This is a genomic window from Aporhodopirellula aestuarii, assembly GCF_023701485.1.
Lineage (GTDB): Bacteria > Planctomycetota > Planctomycetia > Pirellulales > Pirellulaceae > Rhodopirellula > Rhodopirellula aestuarii.
On the sequence record NZ_JAMQBK010000021.1, the window covers coordinates 58823 to 77547 of the forward strand.

An 18725-nucleotide genomic window follows, 5' to 3' on the forward strand; every position below is an offset into this window, starting at 1 on the left:
GACTCATCCTCCCTCCCTCCACGTTGAGCGAACGACAATGAAAATCCCCGCCTTGCCTCGCCGCCGTTTCCTGCAAACTCTCGCCGCCACCGCAGCCGTGGGGGCGATCGCTCCCCGTTTCGCCGTCGCTCACGAAGGTGACCATGGAGAATCTGGGGAGTCCGTTCCGTTCAAAATTTCGTTGGCCGAGTGGTCACTGCACCGCACACTCCGTGACCCATCCAAGGGGATCACCAACCTCGATTTCCCACAAATCACCAAGGAAGAATTTGGAATCGACGGGGTCGAATACGTTAACCAGTTCTTCAAGGACAAAGCCCGCGACGAAGCGTATCTCACCGACCTGAAAAAACGGTGCGACGACCACGGCGTGAAGAGCCTCCTGATCATGGTCGATGGCGAGGGCAACCTCGGCGACCCCAATACGGACAAACGCAAGAAAGCGGTCGAGAACCATCACCAATGGGTCGAGGCGGCGAAGTTCTTGGGTTGCCATTCGATTCGAGTGAACGCGGCGAGCGGTGGCACGTACCTCGAACAGATCCAGTACGCGTCTGATGGGCTGCGTCAGCTTTGCGAATACGCGGCGCCTCACGACATCGATGTGATCGTTGAAAACCACGGCGGCTTGAGCAGCAACGCGGCATGGTTGGCTGTGGTGATGGAACGGGTGGGAATGGAGAACTGCGGGACGTTGCCCGACTTCGGTAATTTCTACATCCGTCGCGGCAAGGACCCGTTGCAGTTCGACCGCTACCTCGGCGTGCAAGCGTTAATGCCGTACGCGAAAGCGGTCAGCGCCAAAACGCACGATTTCAATGACGATGGCGATGAAACCAATACCGATTATTTCAAAATGATGCAAATCGTGATGGACTTCGGGTACCACGGCTACGTCGGAATCGAATACGAAGGTAGCGGCCTGGACGAATACGCCGGCATCCGCGCAACGAAGGCTCTGCTCGAGCGGGTGCGGGCAAAACTGGCATGATGAAAGCACCTAAGCGGATATTGTTAGGCGTTGCGGGCGGCATCGCCGCTTACAAAGCAGCCGATCTCTGCAGTAAACTTGCCCAGGCCGGTCATCACGTTCAAGTCGTCATGACGGCGGGGGCCTCCGAGTTCATTGGGGAGACGACCATGGCGGCTTTGTCGGGCCGGCCCGTGGCAACCCAATCGTTTGACTCGCGATATCCGCTCGGGGCCCACATCGAACTGGCGGTCGATTTGGATGCGATGGTGATCGCGCCGGCGACCGCGTCGGTTCTCGCTCGCCTGGCGCATGGTCAGGCTGACGATTTACTCAGTACATTGTATCTGCAAAATACCGCCCCGGTGCTGCTCGCCCCTGCGATGAGTGATCCGATGTGGAATCAACCGAGTGTCCAACGTAACATCGACATCCTCCGCGCCGATGGCTGCCAATTCGTCGGCCCGGAAAAAGGTTGGCTAAGTTGTCGGGTTCAGGGTGTTGGACGGATGAGCGAACCAACTAAGATTGTCGACGAAATCCATACACTTCTCTCTGCAACGACGAAACGCTCATGACCGTCCATGTTTTCGGACACCGCAATCCTGACACCGATGCCATCTGCAGCGCCCTGGCTTACGCAGATTTCCTGCGGCAGACGACACGCCCTGATGCCGTCGCCGCCTGCTGCGGGGCTCCCAATGAGCGGACCGAATTTGCCCTCCGCCAAGCGAAAGTCACGATGCCGCGGATCATCATGGATGTCCGTCCGGAGCTAGACGACATCTGCAACCGCGAAGTTATTTTCGCGAGACCCACGGACGTCTTCTACGACGTCTACAAATTGATGAACATGCACGGGCTCCGTTCGATTCCCATTCTCGATGACGACGATTGTCTCATCGGGTTGGCCACCTTGCTCGACCTGCTCGAGCTGGTCTTTCGTGGTGGGGTCGACGCGGGGCAGGCACGCGGGGTCCGGTCAACACTTCGCAGCATTGTCTCGGTGCTAGGAGGCCATTTTCAACACGCGATCAGTCCCGATGAGACCGAGGACATGATCGTGACGGTCGGTGCGATGAGCGCGAGCGGTTTTACCGAACGTCTCAGTCAATATCCTGCCGATCGTTTGCTCGTGGTCAGCGGTGACCGACCGACGATTCAGTTACCCGCACTCGAAATGGGGGTTCGGGCGCTCGTCGTCACGGGTGGCTTCGAATTGTCGAGCGGACTGCTCGAGCTGGCACGCAACCGGGGCGTCGCAGTCATCACCAGCGACCTCGACACCGCAACGACAACCATGCGGATCAAAGCGGCCCAAATCATCGAAGACGCGATCAACCGGGACTTCGAAGCCTTGCCCGCAAAGATGCCGGTCACGACGGCGAAACAGCAGATCTTTCGGTCTTCGCAGCCGGTGTTCCCTGTCACCGACGGGAAGAAACTGGTGGGTGTGTTGAGCAAGAGCGACCTTGTAACCCCGCCCCGCCCGCAACTCGTTCTCGTTGACCACAACGAAATGGGCCAAGCGGTGGAGGGTGCCGATGAAGCGGACATCATCGAGGTCCTCGACCACCACCGTCTTGGCGGCTCGCTGAAATCAACGGGGCCGATCAAGTTCACGATGGACCCGGTGGGATCGACGTGCACGCTCGTGGCACGACAATTCCGCCAGGCAGACCTCTCCCCGAGTTCCGGCATCGCATTGTGCATGGCCTCGGGAATCATCAGCGATACGCTGTACCTCCGATCGCCGACGACCACCGATGTTGACCGCGAGATGTTGGAGTGGCTGCAAACGTTCTGCAATGTTTCCCTCGAACAGTTCGCCAAAGACTTTTTTCAAGTCGGGTCGGCACTGCGGTCTTGCCCGCCGGACAAAGTCGTCCGCGAAGACTGCAAACAGTTCGAAGAGGGTGGCACACGATTCTCGATCTCTCAAATCGAAGAAATCGGTCTCGATCTGTTCTGGCAGCGGCAAAGCGAGCTCGCCAAGGCACTCAGTGGATTGGCGGCCGAGCACCAACTGGACTTTTCCGCTCTGCTGATTACCGACATTTCCAGCAACGGCAGTTTGTTGTTGATGAGCAGGGAACCCGACGGGTGGGACGAAATTAACTACCCACAACTCGAAGACAATCTGTACAAGCTCGACAACGTTGTCAGCCGGAAGAAACAGTTGTTGCCCCTGATCAGCAGCCTGCTCGAATCGGCGACGATCCCGTCCTGAGCGTGGACGGAATGCACCTCGCGGAAGTCACCGACGGAGTCGGGGGCTTCCTGGGTCGATATAGTTGTCATGCCCACCGGATGAAGACCATCCGAATCATCCCACCCCGATCTTGCTTACCGGTAATGAAACCATGAGAGCGTCCTATGACTGTGTGGTCGTCGGCGGAGGACCTGCCGGCGGCACCGCGGCCGCCATCGTTGCCTCCGCTGGCCACAGCACCCTACTGATCGAACGCGAGCCGGTCCCCCGATTCCACGTCGGTGAATCATTGATGCCGGAAGTTTACTGGCCGCTCGAACGTCTCGGCCTAATCGACCGGGTGAAACAATCGGGATGGCAGCAGAAAAAAAGCGTCCAATTCGTGACGCATACCGGTAAAGAGTCCCAGCCGTTCTTTTTCCGCGAGCACGATGAACGCGAGTGCAGCACGACGTGGCAAGTCGAACGCAGCGAATTCGATAAAATGCTGTTTGACCGCGCGGCGGAACTCGGCGCCGATTGCTATGACCGCACCCGACTCATCGATGTCAAATTTGACGCCCCGGATTCACCCGATGACACCCCGCGAGCGACCGGGGTCGTGATCCGTGACGCCGACGGCAACGAGCACTCCATCAACGCCCGCGTGGTCATCGATGCCACCGGGCAACAGAGCTTCATCGCCTGCAAGCTGGGCTTGAGGGAGGTTAATCCGGACCTCAAGAAAGCGGCGATCTGGACCTATTACAAAGACGCGGTGCGTGGGGAGGGAGACAACGAAGGGGCCACGATCATTCTCAACACCGAGGACCAAAATGCGTGGTTCTGGTTCATTCCCCAATCCCGCGGAATTACCAGTATCGGCTGCGTCGCCGATCATGAGTACTTACTCAAAGGCCGCGGCAAACCGGAAGAAATCTTCGCCGAAGAACTCGCCAACTGCCCTGGGCTGATTCCACGACTGAGCAACGCGACGCGAGTCGGTAAGTTCACAACGGCAAAAGAATTCTCATACATGACGCGCAAACACGCCGGTAAGGGTTGGGTCCTGATCGGTGACGCGTTCGGGTTTATCGACCCGGTGTATTCGTCCGGTGTCTACTTCGCCCTCGAGATGGGAGTTCGGGCGGGTGACGCCGTCATCGAAGGTCTCGCCAACGATGACCTGTCGGGGGAGCAACTCGGTAAGTGGGCAGGCGAATTTAAAGAGGGTGCCGACCGGATTCGCAAACTCGTCCATGCGTTCTACGATAGAGACTTCAGTATCGGGCGGTTCATGCGTGAATTCCCACAATACCGAGGCAACGTCACCGACTTATTAATCGGACGGGTTTTCACCGAAGATGCCGGACGCATGTTCCCGGACCTGCAACGCAGCATCGAGAACACTCGCCAAGAGAAACTCGCATCCATGAAAGAGATGAACGCTTGAACGAATTGAAAGAGCTGCGTTGGTGGCAAGACGATCTCTCCGAACGTTTTGACGGCCTGATCTTTGATTGCGACGGAACCCTGACGAACTCGATGCCGCTGCACTTTCGCGCCTGGCGCGAAGCGATGTCGGTCCGAGGTGTCGAATTCCCCGAACCGCGTTTCTATTCCATGGGCGGCATGCCGACGGAAAAGATCATCGCGGTGCTATCGCAGGAACAAAACGTTGACGTCGATGTCGACTCCGCGGCGCAAGCCAAGGAAGACGCTTTCGCAGCGTTGATGGATGAACTCGAACCACTCCAAATCGTCTGTGATTGCGCCGCAAGGTATCGCGGAATACTGCCCCTGGCGGTCGCCAGCGGCGGGAACCGGCCGATCATCGAGCGTCAGCTCAAACAAATTGAGCTGTTCGACTGGTTCGATGCGATCGTCACAAGCGAAGACACCGAACTGCACAAGCCCGAGCCGGATGCGTTCCTGCTAGCCGCTCGTCTGCTCGGTGTGGAACCGACACGGTGTCTTGTTTTTGAAGATTCACCGCTCGGATTCGATGCCGCGTGCCGAGCGGGCATGCAATATGTCGACGTCCGTCCGAACTTGGTACCGAGCGGCGCCTAACGCTGCCCAGATTTGGGGCCGGGGCCTACCGACCCAATCGAGGCCGTCCGGTGGGAAGTGAACCTACGCCGTTTGCAAAATCGCTCTAACGATTCTCTGTCGATACGCCGTCAGGCGACGCCGGCTTGCTCGCCGATCGGACAATAAAAAAAGCGAGGTGTAACCCTCGCTCGATTTGTCTTCGGTCTGACGCCGCCTCGCACTTCGAGGCGGGTGTCAATTTCGGTCGCCGTTAGGCTACGGCTCCAGGATCTGATTGGTGGTCTGAATCCCCGTATCATCCTGTTGGAAGATCGACGGAAGATTATTGGGCAACCGCCCGGGGGCGTCGGAAGGTTCTGGAGCAAAGTCGCTGCCCCGGACAGCCGAACCCAATGGTGTGGTCAACGAATCGTCGATCGTTCGCAGATAAGCCTGCAATTTCCACGCAGGGATGACCGTTACACCGAGTTCTTTCGCCATCGTCTTCGCTTGCCCCAACGCGATCACGTCCTGGGCATCGGCTTCGCCGTCCGCCTCCGGAGCTTCTCCGAGAACGAGGAAGCGAACACTACTATCGAACTTGCCTTCGGTGCTCAGGTCCGGCTGAATGATGGCAGCGACTTCTGCACCGGCGGCTCGCACCATCGCGGCAACCTGTTCGGTGTCGGGGCGTTGATCGTCGTCGAGATCAATATTCCATCCCAGTGCGATCTTGACTCGGCGTCCTGGGGACCAGAACGGCGAGTAGATTTTGTCGCCAGGGATGATCGGATAGCGGAACTCGGGGCGAGCCACAACGCGGGCCTCGGCACGGTGGGCGCCGAGAATCTTCGTGACTTGAATGGTCGCTTTGACCTTTGCATCCTGCAATCGGGTTTCATCACCATCGATCACACCAAACGTCACGCCGGGGCGGAGGTCTTCAGAGGAGCCCAAATCGATATTCACAACGTTACCGTCGCGAACAACATAGCTGATCAAGCCCTGTGTGCTTTCGAAGTTGTCGCTGCGAAGTTTGGTCAGTTCGATCAACTGCGTGTTGATCGTCGAGAGCAATTTGTCTTCACGTGTTTTGAAATTAGCCAGTTCGGTTTGCAACTTTTTGCTGAGTGCATTGAGTTTTTGCGACGTTTGCAGAAGCGTGTCTTTGTTCTTTTCGCCGGTCTCCTTCATCTTCTCACGGTCTTCGGCGTATTTTGACATTTCCTCTTCGAGCTTCTTGTTCGCCTTATCCTTATCGGATTCGGCTTGCTCTTGAGCCTTGCGGGCGAGGTCGACTTCCGATGCGGATTGAACGCGGATCTTGGTTGCCTCATCACGTGCTTGGCCGTATTGCACGTTTCGCGAGCGGATCGCGTTGACGAGGACTTCGGGAAGATTCGGGTAGTTGCGGTTTTGCGGATCGACCTCGGGACCGAAATACGACATGTCGCGGGCGAACTGTCGCTCGATCGTTTCCATGTCTGGATCGCCGCCGGTGCTCGCGGTCAATTGATCGAACTGAGCTTTGGTCAGCCCCCCCACGCCGAGCATCGCCTTCATCATCGTGGCTTGGCTCTGCAACGTCTGTAACTCCGACTGAGTCGACGTCAGCCGTTCTTTTGCGGCGGCGGTGGTTAGCGACTCGACGCTGCCCCAGCGATACAGGAAGAAGTTCAAGGCCAGGGAAAGAACCAAGAAAATCAGGCAAGCGATCAAGCTGCCACGGATGACGGAATCGTCGCGTGCGGCCATGATGGACGTTGTGTTTTGGGGAGAGAAAGATCTTTTGAGAGACGAGAAGAACCGCCAATTGTATTCGCTGTCATTCGAAATCACACGCTTTGAGGCGGATTTTCTTTACGATTGGCGCCCCCCTGCGGTTCGGACTCTACCGATTCGGCCGGTTTTGGCGTTCAACGCTCGTCATGTTGCTGCACCGCCCCACCCGCCCGCGGTGGCGTCCCCCCCCAAATCCTGCAAACGGCGCACAAACGTGCAGGAGGCTGGGACTTGGGGGGACCCGCAAGAAGGCTGACGCCGGATCCCGAATCAATCTTTGAGTTCGCGGCGAAGGTTCCGGACGCGATCCTGGATCAGGATCGGCAGTTTGCTGCGGAGCAGATTACGTCCATCGAACCAGTCGTACGGTTCGTGGATCACAAACCGGAGCTGGATGATCGATGCCGTTTCTTTGTCGGGCACCGGGGAGATCGCGACATATCCACCCATGCCGGCATAGGGTCGTGGGGGACCGAGCACTTTTTCGCCCACGCTATCTCGTTCGATCGCCCGCCATTGATTCGAGATGGATTCCGGGTCTGGCGAAGGCGATCCGAATCGCGAATCGAGCAACCAGGTCAATATGATCGGTGCATTCTCGTCATCGGTCGGCCAAACCGAGCGTCGCGCCCGCGCGACCCCACGCACGATCACCTTGCTCAGCAGCGGCATTTGTAGATACCCGAGGGCTTCGTAGTTGCCGTCGAGCGTGACACCGTACTGGGCAAGTTCCTGTTTCGTAAGCGAGCGGGTTTTGTTCTTTTCCAACTCATCCGGATTGTCTTGGTCGGTGTACTCGATCGTTTTTTCGGGAGCGTCAGGATCCGATTTGAAATCGTCGAGTGCTTCTGACTTGCGGATCTCCGCAATCGATTGATGGACGACAAACGCGACGTCAATGAAATGCCCGATCCGATCGCCGGCGTCATTCTTGATCGAATCGGTTTGTACCGAGATCGGGGCCACGACCGAATTTCGGGTGAACCCCGCGATGCCATAACGCCCGGAAATCTTTTCGAGAGCTTTCAATGCCGTCGCGCGATCAGCCGCTTCACCGTCGATCGAAACAAACGTTGGTTCAGGCAAAGTGAAAGACTTGTCGTCCGTCAGCTGGATGCCTGCGGTGGTCATCCGCCGCAGCAGATTGTCGTTGGAGGAACGTTCGTCAGCGGCCTCGGTGGTATCCGCGTCTGCGGTATTTGGTTGTTGCGCGTGTGCAGGGGCGTGCGATTGGGCGGAACACGCGACCGCAGCTAACAGGGTTGCACAGCGAGCGATTCGTGAAGCCAGATCGTGAAGAGTGCCAAAGCGAATGAGGTCCATCGTTGCCTATTTCATTGGGAGTATTCGGATCGCCCGTGTCGACCGATTGCCACCGGGAACTTCAGTGGTGCATACGTTTGCGCGCCCGTCAAGGGAAATGAGGTTTAAAATAATGCAGATTCTGAGGACGAGATCGTCGATCCGGGGCGACCGAGCGAAGCGTTGTGAGTGATACAGACTGCAGGGTCTTGAGCCATTCTGATCCGAATTCGCAAACTCGATAGCGCCTAATCACTCCGTCCGTCCGATACCTAATTGTGCAACGGTATCTTGCTTTCAATTTACCGAGAACGCAAATCACACCGAGTCGTCGTTGACCCTCCCAATCCGAAACGACAACCATCGTGTGGCGATCGAAACCTTCCTCTCAAAAAAAATCTACGGAGACCTGTACGATGCGTCGTATCCTTGTACCTGCTGTTTTGGCTGTTGCCCTGATCGCTGGAAGCGCTTCGAGCGCCAGCGCTTTCGGCCTGAAATCGCTGTTCGGCGGTTGCGGCTCAGCCTGTGACACCGCTTGTTGCGAACCAGTTTGTGAGCCCGTTTGTGGTTGTGAGCCAGTATGTTGCGAACCAGTTTGCGGTGCAGAGCCTTGCTGTGCACCTAAGATGGGCTTGCTCCAACGCCTCTTCCACAAGAACAGCTGCTGTGACACCGCTTGCTGCGAACCAGTTTGTGAGCCTGTTTGCGGTTGCGAGCCAATTTGCGAACCAGTTTGCGGTTGCGAGCCAATCTGCGAACCAGTCTGTGGCTGCGAGCCAGTTTGCTGTGACTCGGCACCTTGCCGTCCTTTCGGTGGCTTCTTCGCTCGTATGTTCAGCAAGAAGAGCTGCTGCGACGACGCTTGCTGCGCACCAGTTTGCGAGCCAGTTTGCGGTTGCGAGCCAGTTTGCGGTTGCGAGCCAGTTTGCGGTTGCGAACCAGTTTGCGGTTGCGAAGCTCCTTGCGGATGCCACTGAAAAATTCACGATCGCTAGAAGAATCTCACGAGACGCTGTCTCGCTGAGGCTCCCTTCCCAGCGATTTTGAATCAAAACACCTCAACCCCGCGTTCGGATTGAAATCCGGCCGCGGGGTTTTTTCGTTGAGATGGCGCAGTTGTTTAGCTAATGATCTTTCGCCGACCCCAAACATTTGATTGTGGCCACCATCCTCGCTTGGTAAGCTGGGCATGGCCGGAGACGCGTTTCGTCGTGTTATTTGGAACGCATCCCCCCTCTTTCAGGTATCGGCTTGCTTTCGAGATTCGACTTCCGAGACCTCCCACCTTCCTTCCCACCTAGCCTGTTTGCTTTAGGAAACCTCTCGCATGACCAACCGAACGAATCGTCGTCGATTTTTGGGCCAATCCGCAGCCGTCACTGCGGGTGTCGGATATTGGACCGGCACGTCGCTGGCCTCAGACGTTAAACCCGAATCCGCACTTAACGCACTGGCCGCCGGTTGTATCGGCGTAGGCGGCAAAGGCGGAAGTGACACCAGCCACATCGGAAACCAAGGCGTACGAGTTGCCGGATTGTGCGACGTTGATGGCGATACCCTCACGAAGAAGGGACGCGAATTCCCGGACGCCGAAAAATTCGATGACTTCCGCGAGATGCTCGACAAACTCGGTGACAAAATTGATATCGTCACCTGCAGCACGCCCGACCATACGCATGCCGCCGCCTGTGTCCGAGCGATGAACATGGGCAAACACGTCTATTGCCAAAAACCGCTGACATGGTCGATCCGCGAAGCCCGAATGATGCGGGAGACGGCTGAGAAAACCGGCGTCGTCACCCAAATGGGCAACCAAGGCACCAGCGACGATGGGTTGCGAGAAGCCGTCGAAATCATCCGCAGCGGCGCGATCGGTGACGTCGCCGAAGTTCACGTCTTCTCCAACCGACCGGTTTGGCCTCAGGGCGGCGGACGTCCGGCGAAAGAAGATCCTGTTCCTGACTCGTTGAACTGGGACGCGTGGATCGGCCCTGCACCGATGCGTCCGTTCGTGGCGGGGGCGTACCACTCATTCAATTGGCGTGGTTGGGTCGATTTCGGCACGGGAGCCCTGGGCGATATGGCATGCCATACCACCAACATGCCCGTGATGGCGTTGAAATTGTGGGATCCGATCGCGGTTACCGCCGTCAAGAACCCTGGAATCGTTGACGGTGAACAATTCCCGGCGAGCAGTGAACTTGTGTTCGAATTCCCAGAACGTGAAGGGCTGCCCGCCTGCAAGTTCTATTGGTACGACGGAGGAAACCTTCCCTCCGAGGACATCATTTCGAAATTGCCCCAATCGTTCCAAAAACGCGTCGCGCAGCAGCGTGAAGGCGGACGTAAAATGTCCGGCGCGGTCGTCGTCGGTAGCAAAGGCGTGTTGTTCTCACCCGACGATTATGGTGCCAAGTACTATCTGTTGCCCGAAGACAAGTACGTCGACTACAAGGCTCCCGAACCCACGTTGCCACGGATCCCGTTCAAGGCCAGCGCCGACGAGCGACAAAAGTGGGAATTTGTCAGCACCATCAAAGGTGAATACGAACCGGGCACGATGTCGAACTTCGGATACGCCGGTCGACTCACCGAAACGATCCTGGTCGGGAACCTCGCCATGCGAGCGGGCGAAGGTCAACGTATCCAATGGAACGCCAAAGACCTGACGAGCCCGAACGTCGAATCGGTTAACCAATTTGTCCAGCGTGAATATCGCTCGGGTTGGGAATTGAGCTAAGAAGGCCGCTCGCATCAACGCGAGCAAGCACCGAAATCGAGACACGGGGTTGGTTTGTAACGACAGACCAACCCCGTTTTCGTTTTCCTCCGCAATGCGGCGACACCGAGGAGGAAGACGAGCGGTCACCTCGGCCCCAGGAATCGAAGAGCGTTTTTTAGGACTTTCATTGGAAAAATCCCATTTTTGGCGCGCCACCGTCTCACTCCATTACCCTAATAGTGAGACGCCATGAATACCCAAACTCGCCATCCGCCGATTCCCTCATCACGTTCGTCCGTTCAGCCGCCGCCGGTGGTTAGCGCGCGCGAGTCGATGTTTGCTCAATTGAGCGACCGCGATCTTTTGGATGGCTGGAGAAAGGACCAGAGCCGGTTGGCGTTTGACGAACTCGTGTGCCGCTATCGCGTGATGGTGTTGAGCGTGTGTCGCCGTCACTGCCAAAACGAACAAGACGCCGACGATGCGTTTCAAACCACTTGGGTTTGCTTGGCGCAAACAGCAAACCAAATCCGTCATCCCGAGCGACTCGTCGGTTGGCTGCACCGCGTCGCAACCCGGGCCAGCCGGCTGACGGTGCAACAACGTCGGGGAAGCAGCCACGCAAAAACGCGGCGATGCTCAATGGATGCGATCGAACTCCATGAGATTCCCGATCAACAAACTGATACCTTCGCCGAGTTAACGCGTCGCCACGAAGCGGCCGTTGTCGACGAAGAGTTAGCGGAACTGCCGGAGCACTACCGGACGGCAATCGTGATGCATCTGATGGAAGGACACAGTTACCAAACCATCGCTCAGCGGATCGAATCGACGGTGGGTGCCGTCCGCGGACATGTCCAACGGGGCAAGCAAGTCTTGGCCGGACGTCTGCGACGTCGCGGAGTCGTTCCCGTAATGGCATTCGCCGCCGCGCAAACTCTCCGCGTTTCGGAATCGGTCGCCGCCAACGTCACGCAGCAATCGATTCCGGCAGACATTGAATTATCAACCGCTCAACCGGCCATTGATTCGGAAGATGGTAAATTACCGTTTGACCTCACTCCTCTTCTCTCGTCAGGAAATTCGATGTTGCGTCTCACGTCATGGACCGCCGCCGGTTGTCTTGCATCCGCAGCGGTCGTCAGCATCTGGTTAACGCAGGTCTCGGCGTTTGGTGAAAACGAAGCCAGGCCGCTCACGGTACGCGTCTCCGAAATCCCCAGCGGCAACGCGGATACGGGGGCACTGGTTGTTGGTCAGATCGCGGCTCCGGCCTCAACGAAATCACCCACCAAAAACGACTCGTCACCTTCGACGACGCCACTGGCGAAAGAGCCGGTACCCGAGACTGCACCGGAGCATCGCACCGAAGTTGCCCGAATCGTGGCAGAGAAGATGGATGATCTGGTGAGCATCAATCTCAAAAGTCCGGTTAGCAATCTCGATGAATCGTTATCCGATGCACTCGGGGTCGCCGTCCTGCTCGATCATCGAGCAGTCGCACTCACCGACATTTTGGATGATGGCACCGTCATCGAAATTTCGACGGAGAAACAACCGCTTCGCACGATCCTTCGAAAAACATTGGAACCGCATGGCCTGCGAGCGGAGGTGCAAGACGAGGGACTGGTGATCACGGCCGATTTCTCCGAGTTGACCCGACGTGGCATATCAACTGATAAATGGATCGGAATCTCCGATGAACTCGTCGAACAGGTCGACAACGTACTCGCGGAGAAAATCGCTGTGGATTTCGTGGAGACCCCTTTGATGGAAGCAGTCGCGATCATCGCGCGTGAAACGAAGTTTCCGATCCGAATCAATTTGGTCGCGTTGGAGGAAATCGGCCTAACCGAGGACACCCCCGTCGAATTCTATTCAGGTATCTCCTCAGCTCCCGAATCGACCAGCGTTTTTGGGCCGTCTAATGACCCATTTGGCCCGTCGAGCACTGAGCCATCAAAAACATCGCAGCCGCAGCCATCCATTCGGAGGCTCAAGGCGATCGAATCCAAACCACCCGTCGACGAAAGCCGAAGCACACCTGTTCGGGTGATCCTCAACTCAATCCTCCGGCCGCTCGAACTGACGTACACCGTGCGTGATGAGGCCATCATCATCACGACATTGGAAGCTGCACAAGCGGACCTGCGACCGAGAATCTATTTCCTTGAAGGCACCGGCTTGCCGCGTGGTGACTACAACGTGGCAATCAATCTTATTCAGGCGTCGTTGGCAACCGACCAGTGGGAATCCCTCGGTGGTACGAGCACGATCATGCCCATGGGCAGCGGCACGCAAGGCCGCCCAGCGTTGCTGATCAGCACCACGACCGCGGTCCATGACCAAATCGAATCGCTGATGCAATCGATGCGGGAGACGCACTTCGGGCCCGATCCGGTGTCGACCGAGCCGTCGCTTCCCCGTGTTGTTCCCCGCGCTGGATCGGGCGGTGGTGGATCGGGTGGTGGAATGTTCTAAAACGAACCGGTCATTGAAACGTTAAAGGCCCAAAAAGTTCTCTGCAGCCACCGCTGCCAGACGGTGGACCATCCAGCATACGCGTTTTGAATCCACCCTCCCGCTTTGCGAGAAAGATGGATGCGGTTGTAATCGGGGATTGGCCTGTCCAGGACGCTGAGATCGGCGTTCCCGGAGGAATAGGTGATACGAAAATCGCCTCGGCAACATCCGTGACGGCGGTGAGTCAAAGGCAATTTTCGGCACAGCACTTGGCCGTTTGCATGTTGTCGTGCGGTTACGCGAGGATGTCCTTGGCGACGTTACCGTGGACGTCGGTGAGGCGGAAGTCGCGGCCGGCGTAGCGGTAAGTCAGTTGCTCGTGGTCGAGCCCGAGTAGATGGAGGATCGTTGCGTGCCAGTCGTGGATGTGGCATTTGTTTTCGATCGCTTCGTACCCGTGCTCATCGGTGGCTCCGTAGCTGAAGCCGCCTTTGACGCCGCCTCCGGCCATCCAAGTCGTGTAGCCCTTGTTGTTGTGGTTGCGGCCGTCGCCACCTTGGGCGGCGGGGGTGCGTCCGAACTCGCCGCCCCAAATCACCAGCGTGTCTTTGAGCATGTCACGCTGTTTAAGGTCTTGGAGCAGGCCCGCGATGGGTTGGTCGCACGCTTCGGCACGAGCCTTGTGGTCGACGGAGAGGTTGACGTGTTGGTCCCAGTTGCCGTGCGTCACTTCGATAAACCGTACACCAGCTTCGGCAAAGCGTCGCGCGAGCAAGCACTGTTTCCCAAAGCTCTCAGTCGCATTGTTGTTGATGCCGTACAAATTGAGAGTTGCCTCGGTCTCGCCAGAGGTGTCCATCAATTCGGGCATCGCGTCTTGCATGCGGAAGGCGAGTTCATAGGATTCGATCATGCCTTCGATACCGGGTTGGTATTTTTCCCGTGCGAGCTTTTCTTCGTTAAGCCGTTGGATCAGATCGAGTTGCGTTCGTTGTTGCTTCTCAGACAGTTTTGGGTTGCGGATATCGGGAACGCTTTCGCCGCTGTTTCCGCGACCAAAGCGAGACGCTCGGCCGACCTTCGAGCCGCTATAAATCGCCGGCAAAAAGGAACTGCCGTAGTTTCGTGAACTACCCGACGGTGGGTTCAATGAAATGAACCCGGGCAAACTTTCGTTCTCGGTTCCGAGACCGTACAGCGTCCACGCACCGAGTGAGGGGCGGATGAATTGAGCGGTGCCGGTGTGCATCTGGGTCATCGCACCGGGGTGCACCGGTTGGTCACACTGCATCGAACGGATCAGAGTCAGATCATCAGCATGTTTGGCGACGTTAGGGAAAATGTCCGAGATCCACAATCCGCCGTCACCGTGTTGACGGAACGCCCAAGGCGATTTCAAGAGCGATCCGCCGTACTTGCCACGCTTTCCATGGTCCTTGGTGAGCTGCGGTTTGTAGTCGAATGTGTCGACGTGAGACGGACCTCCCTGCATGCAGAGAAAAATCACCCGTTTCGCGCGAGCGGGAAAATGAGGTGCTTTGGGGGCGAGCGGATTTGTCGAAGATGCGTCCGCAGCAACGCGTTGGCTGTGGAGTCCAGCGAATGCGAGGTACCCGAAACCGGCAGACGTGGTTTGCAAGAGTTGACGTCGTGAGATCATGGTGGTTTCCAGTTAATCGAGATAACGAAATTCGGCGGACGCGAATAAGCTTTGACAGAGTGCATCAATCGTTTCCTCGCCGCGAGATCGGTAACCGAGCGACGACGAAAACTCTTTGATGAACGATGCGGCGGCGGAACGTTCAGACGGTGTGGGCGGGCGACCGTAGGCCAAAATGAAGGCGTACTCGAGCCGGTCATTTGGCGAAGTACGTTCCCGGATCACACGATCTGCAAAGGCGGCGCTCTGTTGAATGACAAACTCATTGTTCATCATGTAGAGCGCTTGGTTGGCGGTATTGGATGATTCTCGCGTGCCGATGATGGCACTTGAGTCGGCAAAGTCGAATACCGACAGCGACCGGGGCTCTTCGTCGCGAACGATCGCCAGATAAACGCTGCGGTGTTTCGAGTCTTCTTGATCGAGCTGTCCGGTCACTTGCCGGGCAACCGTTTCCGCTATCCGGTTCCGCGCCCCGCGTTGCATGCCCCGGAAATTCCGCGTCGCAGATTCAATCGCTTTGCGGGCGATGTCGCGTGGGTTTCCCAGGACGCCGGCGGTGACGCGAGTGTATCCCGCCTCAGCGACGGCGGAGCCACGCGGGCGATTGAAATCGATCTCGCCGCTGATATTGAGCATCGCATCTCGGATCGCTTCAGCGTCTAAACGACGTGGGTTTGCACGCCACAGCAAGGCATTGTCGGGATCGAACTCGTGTGCGTGTTGGTCGTATGCGGTGTCCATGCGATAGATGCGCGAAGTCACAATGTCACGAATCAGCGATTTGGTGGACCAATTCGACTGCATGAAACGCACCGCCAAGTAATCGAGCAACTCCTCGTGACTCGGCGATTGACCCGTGATCCCGAAGTCGTCTGTTGAGGTGACGATGCCTTGGCCGATGAGGTGTTGCCAAATGCGGTTGACCATCACTCGTGCGGTCAACGGGTTCTCCTCGCTACCGATCCATCGGGCGAGTTGGAGTCGTCCGCTCTCACGCGATTTGATCGACGGTTGAGTCGAGCAAAGGACTTGGGGGAATCCCCGTTGGATGCTTTGGGCCGGTTGATCGATTTCGCCGCGTACAAGCAACCGTGCGTTGGACGGTTGTTCGCGTTCTTGCACGCCCATGCAGTAGCTCCGCGGCATGCCGTTTTCATCAACCACGGATAGCTTGTTCGAGATCGTAGACATTTCATTGGAGAGACGGATCCGCATCCTTTGCGCGTTGGCGACGTCGCCATCGTTGGCGGTGCGCCGCACGGATGAAAGTTCCTCCAGCTTCTCTTTCAGTTCGTCTTCAAGGTCTTTGAGTTCTTGTTTGGTGTACCGTTTGTCGAAGGGATTGGGATCTTTCACCGGCAAGAGCAACAGGCTGCTGCTGCGGTTTGTCTGAACGCTATTGAAGCTTCCGTATTCCGATGGCGGGTTACCGAAGTAAGTCGTCATGTTCCCGAACACGCCAGCCAATGCGTAATAATCGGTCTGCGGAATGGCATCAAATTTATGATCGTGACAGCGTGCGCAGGCAACGGAGGCTCCCAAGAAAACGCGAGTGGTTGCATCGATTTGTTCATCCACCAGATCGGCGGCAAACTGAACTCGGTTTTGTTCGTTGACGTTTTTGGGACCGATCGCCAAGAAGGTCGTCGCGATCAAGTTCTCAGCCCACTGTTGGTCCGTTTTGGCGGGCATCAGGTCGCCGGCGATCTGCTGTTGCACGAAGTGATCAAATGGTTTGTCATTGTTGAACGAGTCGATCACAAAGTCTCGGTAACGCCACGCGTGTGGGTACGTCATGTTGACTTCGCGTCCCGTCGATTCGGCGTATCGCACGACGTCGAGCCAGTGTCTGCCCCACCGTTCACCAAACTGGTCCATGTCCAGCAAGCGATTGACCACGTATTCGACGGCGCGATCAGGGTTCGACTGCCAAAGGTCTGTGAAAGCGTCAATTTGCTCTGGCGTGGGTGGTAAACCGACCAAGTCAAAGCAGATTCGTCGCAGGACTTTGTAGGGTTCCGCGTCGGCGGCGGGTGTCAGGTCAGCCTGTTCGAGTTTGGCGAGAACGAAACGATCGATGTCGGATCGCGGCCAGTCTGTGTTGGCCACCTCGGGCGGCGATTGCTTGACCGGTGGTTGGTATGACCAAAAGCTCTCTCGGGCAGTTTGGATATCCTCGTCGGTGATAGATGATCGGATCTCGACCGTGTTGGTCACGCGTGGATCGGGTGCTCCCATTTCGATCCACTGGCGAAAATCGTCGATCACGTTTTGGGGAAGCTTGCGTTTGGGCGGCATCACGAAGTCTTCGTGGATGATCGCGTTGTAGAGCAAACTTTCATCGAGGTCGCCGGGAACCACCGCGGGGCCGCTGCTGCCGCCAATGTGCGTCAGTTCTTGGGTGTCGAGGCGAAGCCCGCCTCGCACGTTGCCCGATTCGTTGGAGTGGCAACCGTAGCATTCGCGAATCAATACGGGACGGATCTTCGCTTCAAAGAACTTCAGTTGTTCGGGTGTGATCGTTTCCGCGTACGCGGAAACGGATACACACACGAGCATCAGGAACGCCGAGAATCGGGAAGCAGCCATGATAAGTTTTTGTGAGATGAGAGGTTGCTGTTTACGGTCGCCAATGTTGCCGGATCGTTATTCCGCTGCAGGTCGTTTGGGAAGGTCGCCACCCGCATCGGCATTGGTGTCGTTACCAAGGCGACGTCTGCGTTCTCCCATTTCGCGAAACTTCTGGCCGGCTTGTTCGCCGTCACGGGCGAACGGAGGACGGTTGCCTTCGCCTCCCATTTGGCCACGGCGTTCGCGCATCATGGTCAGCAACGCGGTCAGTTCTTTGGCGTCGAGTTTCTCGTCACCGTCCTTGTCGAATTGTTGAATCAAGCGGCCGACCATCTGTGCGGGATCCATATCGGTCATTCCACCGCGTGCTCGTCGCTCCGCACCATCCCGGTCTTGCCCCTTGGCATTTCCGTCTCGTTGGGCAAACGGACGGTTGGGCGTTTGGGCCTGAGTTGGGCAGGCGAATAAAAGGGCAAGCGAAACGGTCATTAGGGTGGCAAACGTCTTCATGATTATCTCCAACGCGAACGGGAAAGGATTGACTGCACTCTTTTGAAACTCCATGTCGATTGCGATGTTTCGCAGATCTCATTTGATTTTGTTCCGCCACTAATCGTCTCGAAGTCATTAACGATTTCTCCGTGTTGATAAGGCCTGGTATGCCTCTCAGGTGAATGGGGCATCGTCTTTCTTATAGAAAAGGCGAGCTCCGTCGGGGACTTTTGTGATCGGTCGCGTCAGCCAACATCCGTCACAGGCCGGTGTCGCGTTCCGCCGGCAAGACGGGCACTGCTCAATTTGATCGGGCGGAAATCATTGAGACGAAACCAGTTGGGCGGGAGGCGGTTTCGATGCCGATCGCATGTTGCACCAGCGGTGAGTTTGTCAGTCCGCGGTATGGAGCCGTTTAGGTAGGAGTGGCGACCTCCCAAATCCAGTGCCTCGATAGCGTGAGACGAACCCTGAGGATCAGTACACTGGGCGGATCCGTTCGCGAATCGGTTACACTCTGGGCAAGCCAATC

12 protein-coding genes are annotated in these 18725 nt (G+C 57.0%); 7 read left to right on the forward strand and 5 right to left on the reverse strand.

Annotation, left to right across the window (positions count from 1 at the left end):
- The first annotated feature begins 37 nt into the window (after nt 1-37).
- The 5 genes from NB063_RS06815 (at nt 38) to NB063_RS06835 (ending at nt 5234) form a co-directional block, all read left to right on the forward strand.
- Complete coding sequence (locus tag NB063_RS06815) at nt 38-991, forward strand: sugar phosphate isomerase/epimerase family protein (RefSeq protein WP_250928006.1); 954 nt, start codon at nt 38-40, stop codon at nt 989-991.
- Nucleotides 988-1548 carry a flavoprotein gene (locus NB063_RS06820; protein ID WP_250928007.1) on the forward strand — a complete coding sequence of 187 codons (561 nt, stop codon included), beginning with the start codon at nt 988-990 and terminating at the stop codon, nt 1546-1548. Before NB063_RS06815 ends, NB063_RS06820 begins: the two co-directional genes overlap by 4 nt.
- Nucleotides 1545-3200: a putative manganese-dependent inorganic diphosphatase gene (locus NB063_RS06825; RefSeq protein WP_250928008.1), complete on the forward strand. Its 1656-nt coding sequence runs from the start codon at nt 1545-1547 to the stop codon at nt 3198-3200. Before NB063_RS06820 ends, NB063_RS06825 begins: the two co-directional genes overlap by 4 nt.
- Before the next feature lie 133 nt (nt 3201-3333).
- Nucleotides 3334-4614: an NAD(P)/FAD-dependent oxidoreductase gene (locus NB063_RS06830; protein ID WP_250928009.1), complete on the forward strand. Its 1281-nt coding sequence runs from the start codon at nt 3334-3336 to the stop codon at nt 4612-4614.
- Nucleotides 4611-5234 (forward strand): HAD family hydrolase, encoded by a 624-nt coding sequence (locus NB063_RS06835; protein WP_250928010.1) that lies wholly within the window; start codon nt 4611-4613, stop codon nt 5232-5234. Before NB063_RS06830 ends, NB063_RS06835 begins: the two co-directional genes overlap by 4 nt.
- 237 nt (nt 5235-5471) lie before the next feature.
- On the opposite strand, the gene NB063_RS06840 is transcribed toward NB063_RS06835, so the two are convergent.
- Both NB063_RS06840 and NB063_RS06845 read right to left on the reverse strand, forming a co-directional pair.
- On the reverse strand, nt 5472-6950 hold the full coding sequence (locus NB063_RS06840; RefSeq protein WP_250928011.1) for a hypothetical protein: 1479 nt from the start codon (nt 6948-6950) through the stop codon (nt 5472-5474).
- Between the two features lie 297 nt (nt 6951-7247).
- A complete protein-coding gene (locus NB063_RS06845) occupies nt 7248-8300 on the reverse strand; it encodes a hypothetical protein (protein WP_250928012.1) in 1053 nt (350 codons plus the stop codon).
- A 1309-nt stretch (nt 8301-9609) separates the two neighbouring features.
- Between NB063_RS06845 and NB063_RS06850 the strand changes: the two genes are divergently transcribed.
- Together NB063_RS06850 and NB063_RS06855 are read left to right on the forward strand one after the other, a co-directional pair.
- Nucleotides 9610-11022, forward strand: coding sequence for a Gfo/Idh/MocA family protein (locus tag NB063_RS06850; protein ID WP_250928013.1), 1413 nt, complete (start codon nt 9610-9612; stop codon nt 11020-11022).
- Between the two features lie 231 nt (nt 11023-11253).
- Nucleotides 11254-13485 carry an RNA polymerase sigma factor gene (locus tag NB063_RS06855; RefSeq protein WP_250928014.1) on the forward strand — a complete coding sequence of 744 codons (2232 nt, stop codon included), beginning with the start codon at nt 11254-11256 and terminating at the stop codon, nt 13483-13485.
- A gap of 277 nt (nt 13486-13762) precedes the next feature.
- Here the strand turns inward: NB063_RS06855 and NB063_RS06860 are convergent, their stop codons facing one another.
- From NB063_RS06860 to NB063_RS06870, 3 genes are read right to left on the reverse strand one after another with little or no spacing between them, the layout of a single operon-like run.
- A complete protein-coding gene (locus NB063_RS06860) occupies nt 13763-15127 on the reverse strand; it encodes a DUF1501 domain-containing protein (RefSeq protein WP_250928015.1) in 1365 nt (454 codons plus the stop codon).
- A gap of 12 nt (nt 15128-15139) precedes the next feature.
- Nucleotides 15140-17719, reverse strand: coding sequence for a PSD1 and planctomycete cytochrome C domain-containing protein (locus NB063_RS06865; RefSeq protein ID WP_250928016.1), 2580 nt, complete (start codon nt 17717-17719; stop codon nt 15140-15142).
- Nucleotides 17720-17776: 57 nt separating this feature from the next.
- Nucleotides 17777-18211 carry a hypothetical protein gene (locus NB063_RS06870; RefSeq protein ID WP_250928017.1) on the reverse strand — a complete coding sequence of 145 codons (435 nt, stop codon included), beginning with the start codon at nt 18209-18211 and terminating at the stop codon, nt 17777-17779.
- Nucleotides 18212-18725 lie beyond the last annotated feature (514 nt).

Coding starts and splice junctions, on each gene's coding strand:
- NB063_RS06815 (WP_250928006.1), top strand. CDS start 38: ATGAAAATCCCCGCCTTGCCTCGCCGCCGTTTCCTGCAAACTCTCGCC.
- NB063_RS06820 (WP_250928007.1), top strand. CDS start 988: ATGATGAAAGCACCTAAGCGGATATTGTTAGGCGTTGCGGGCGGCATC.
- NB063_RS06825 (WP_250928008.1), top strand. CDS start 1,545: ATGACCGTCCATGTTTTCGGACACCGCAATCCTGACACCGATGCCATC.
- NB063_RS06830 (WP_250928009.1), top strand. CDS start 3,334: ATGAGAGCGTCCTATGACTGTGTGGTCGTCGGCGGAGGACCTGCCGGC.
- NB063_RS06840 (WP_250928011.1), bottom strand. CDS start 6,950: ATGGCCGCACGCGACGATTCCGTCATCCGTGGCAGCTTGATCGCTTGC.
- NB063_RS06845 (WP_250928012.1), bottom strand. CDS start 8,300: ATGGACCTCATTCGCTTTGGCACTCTTCACGATCTGGCTTCACGAATC.
- NB063_RS06850 (WP_250928013.1), top strand. CDS start 9,610: ATGACCAACCGAACGAATCGTCGTCGATTTTTGGGCCAATCCGCAGCC.
- NB063_RS06855 (WP_250928014.1), top strand. CDS start 11,254: ATGAATACCCAAACTCGCCATCCGCCGATTCCCTCATCACGTTCGTCC.
- NB063_RS06860 (WP_250928015.1), bottom strand. CDS start 15,127: ATGATCTCACGACGTCAACTCTTGCAAACCACGTCTGCCGGTTTCGGG.
- NB063_RS06865 (WP_250928016.1), bottom strand. CDS start 17,719: ATGGCTGCTTCCCGATTCTCGGCGTTCCTGATGCTCGTGTGTGTATCC.
- NB063_RS06870 (WP_250928017.1), bottom strand. CDS start 18,211: ATGAAGACGTTTGCCACCCTAATGACCGTTTCGCTTGCCCTTTTATTC.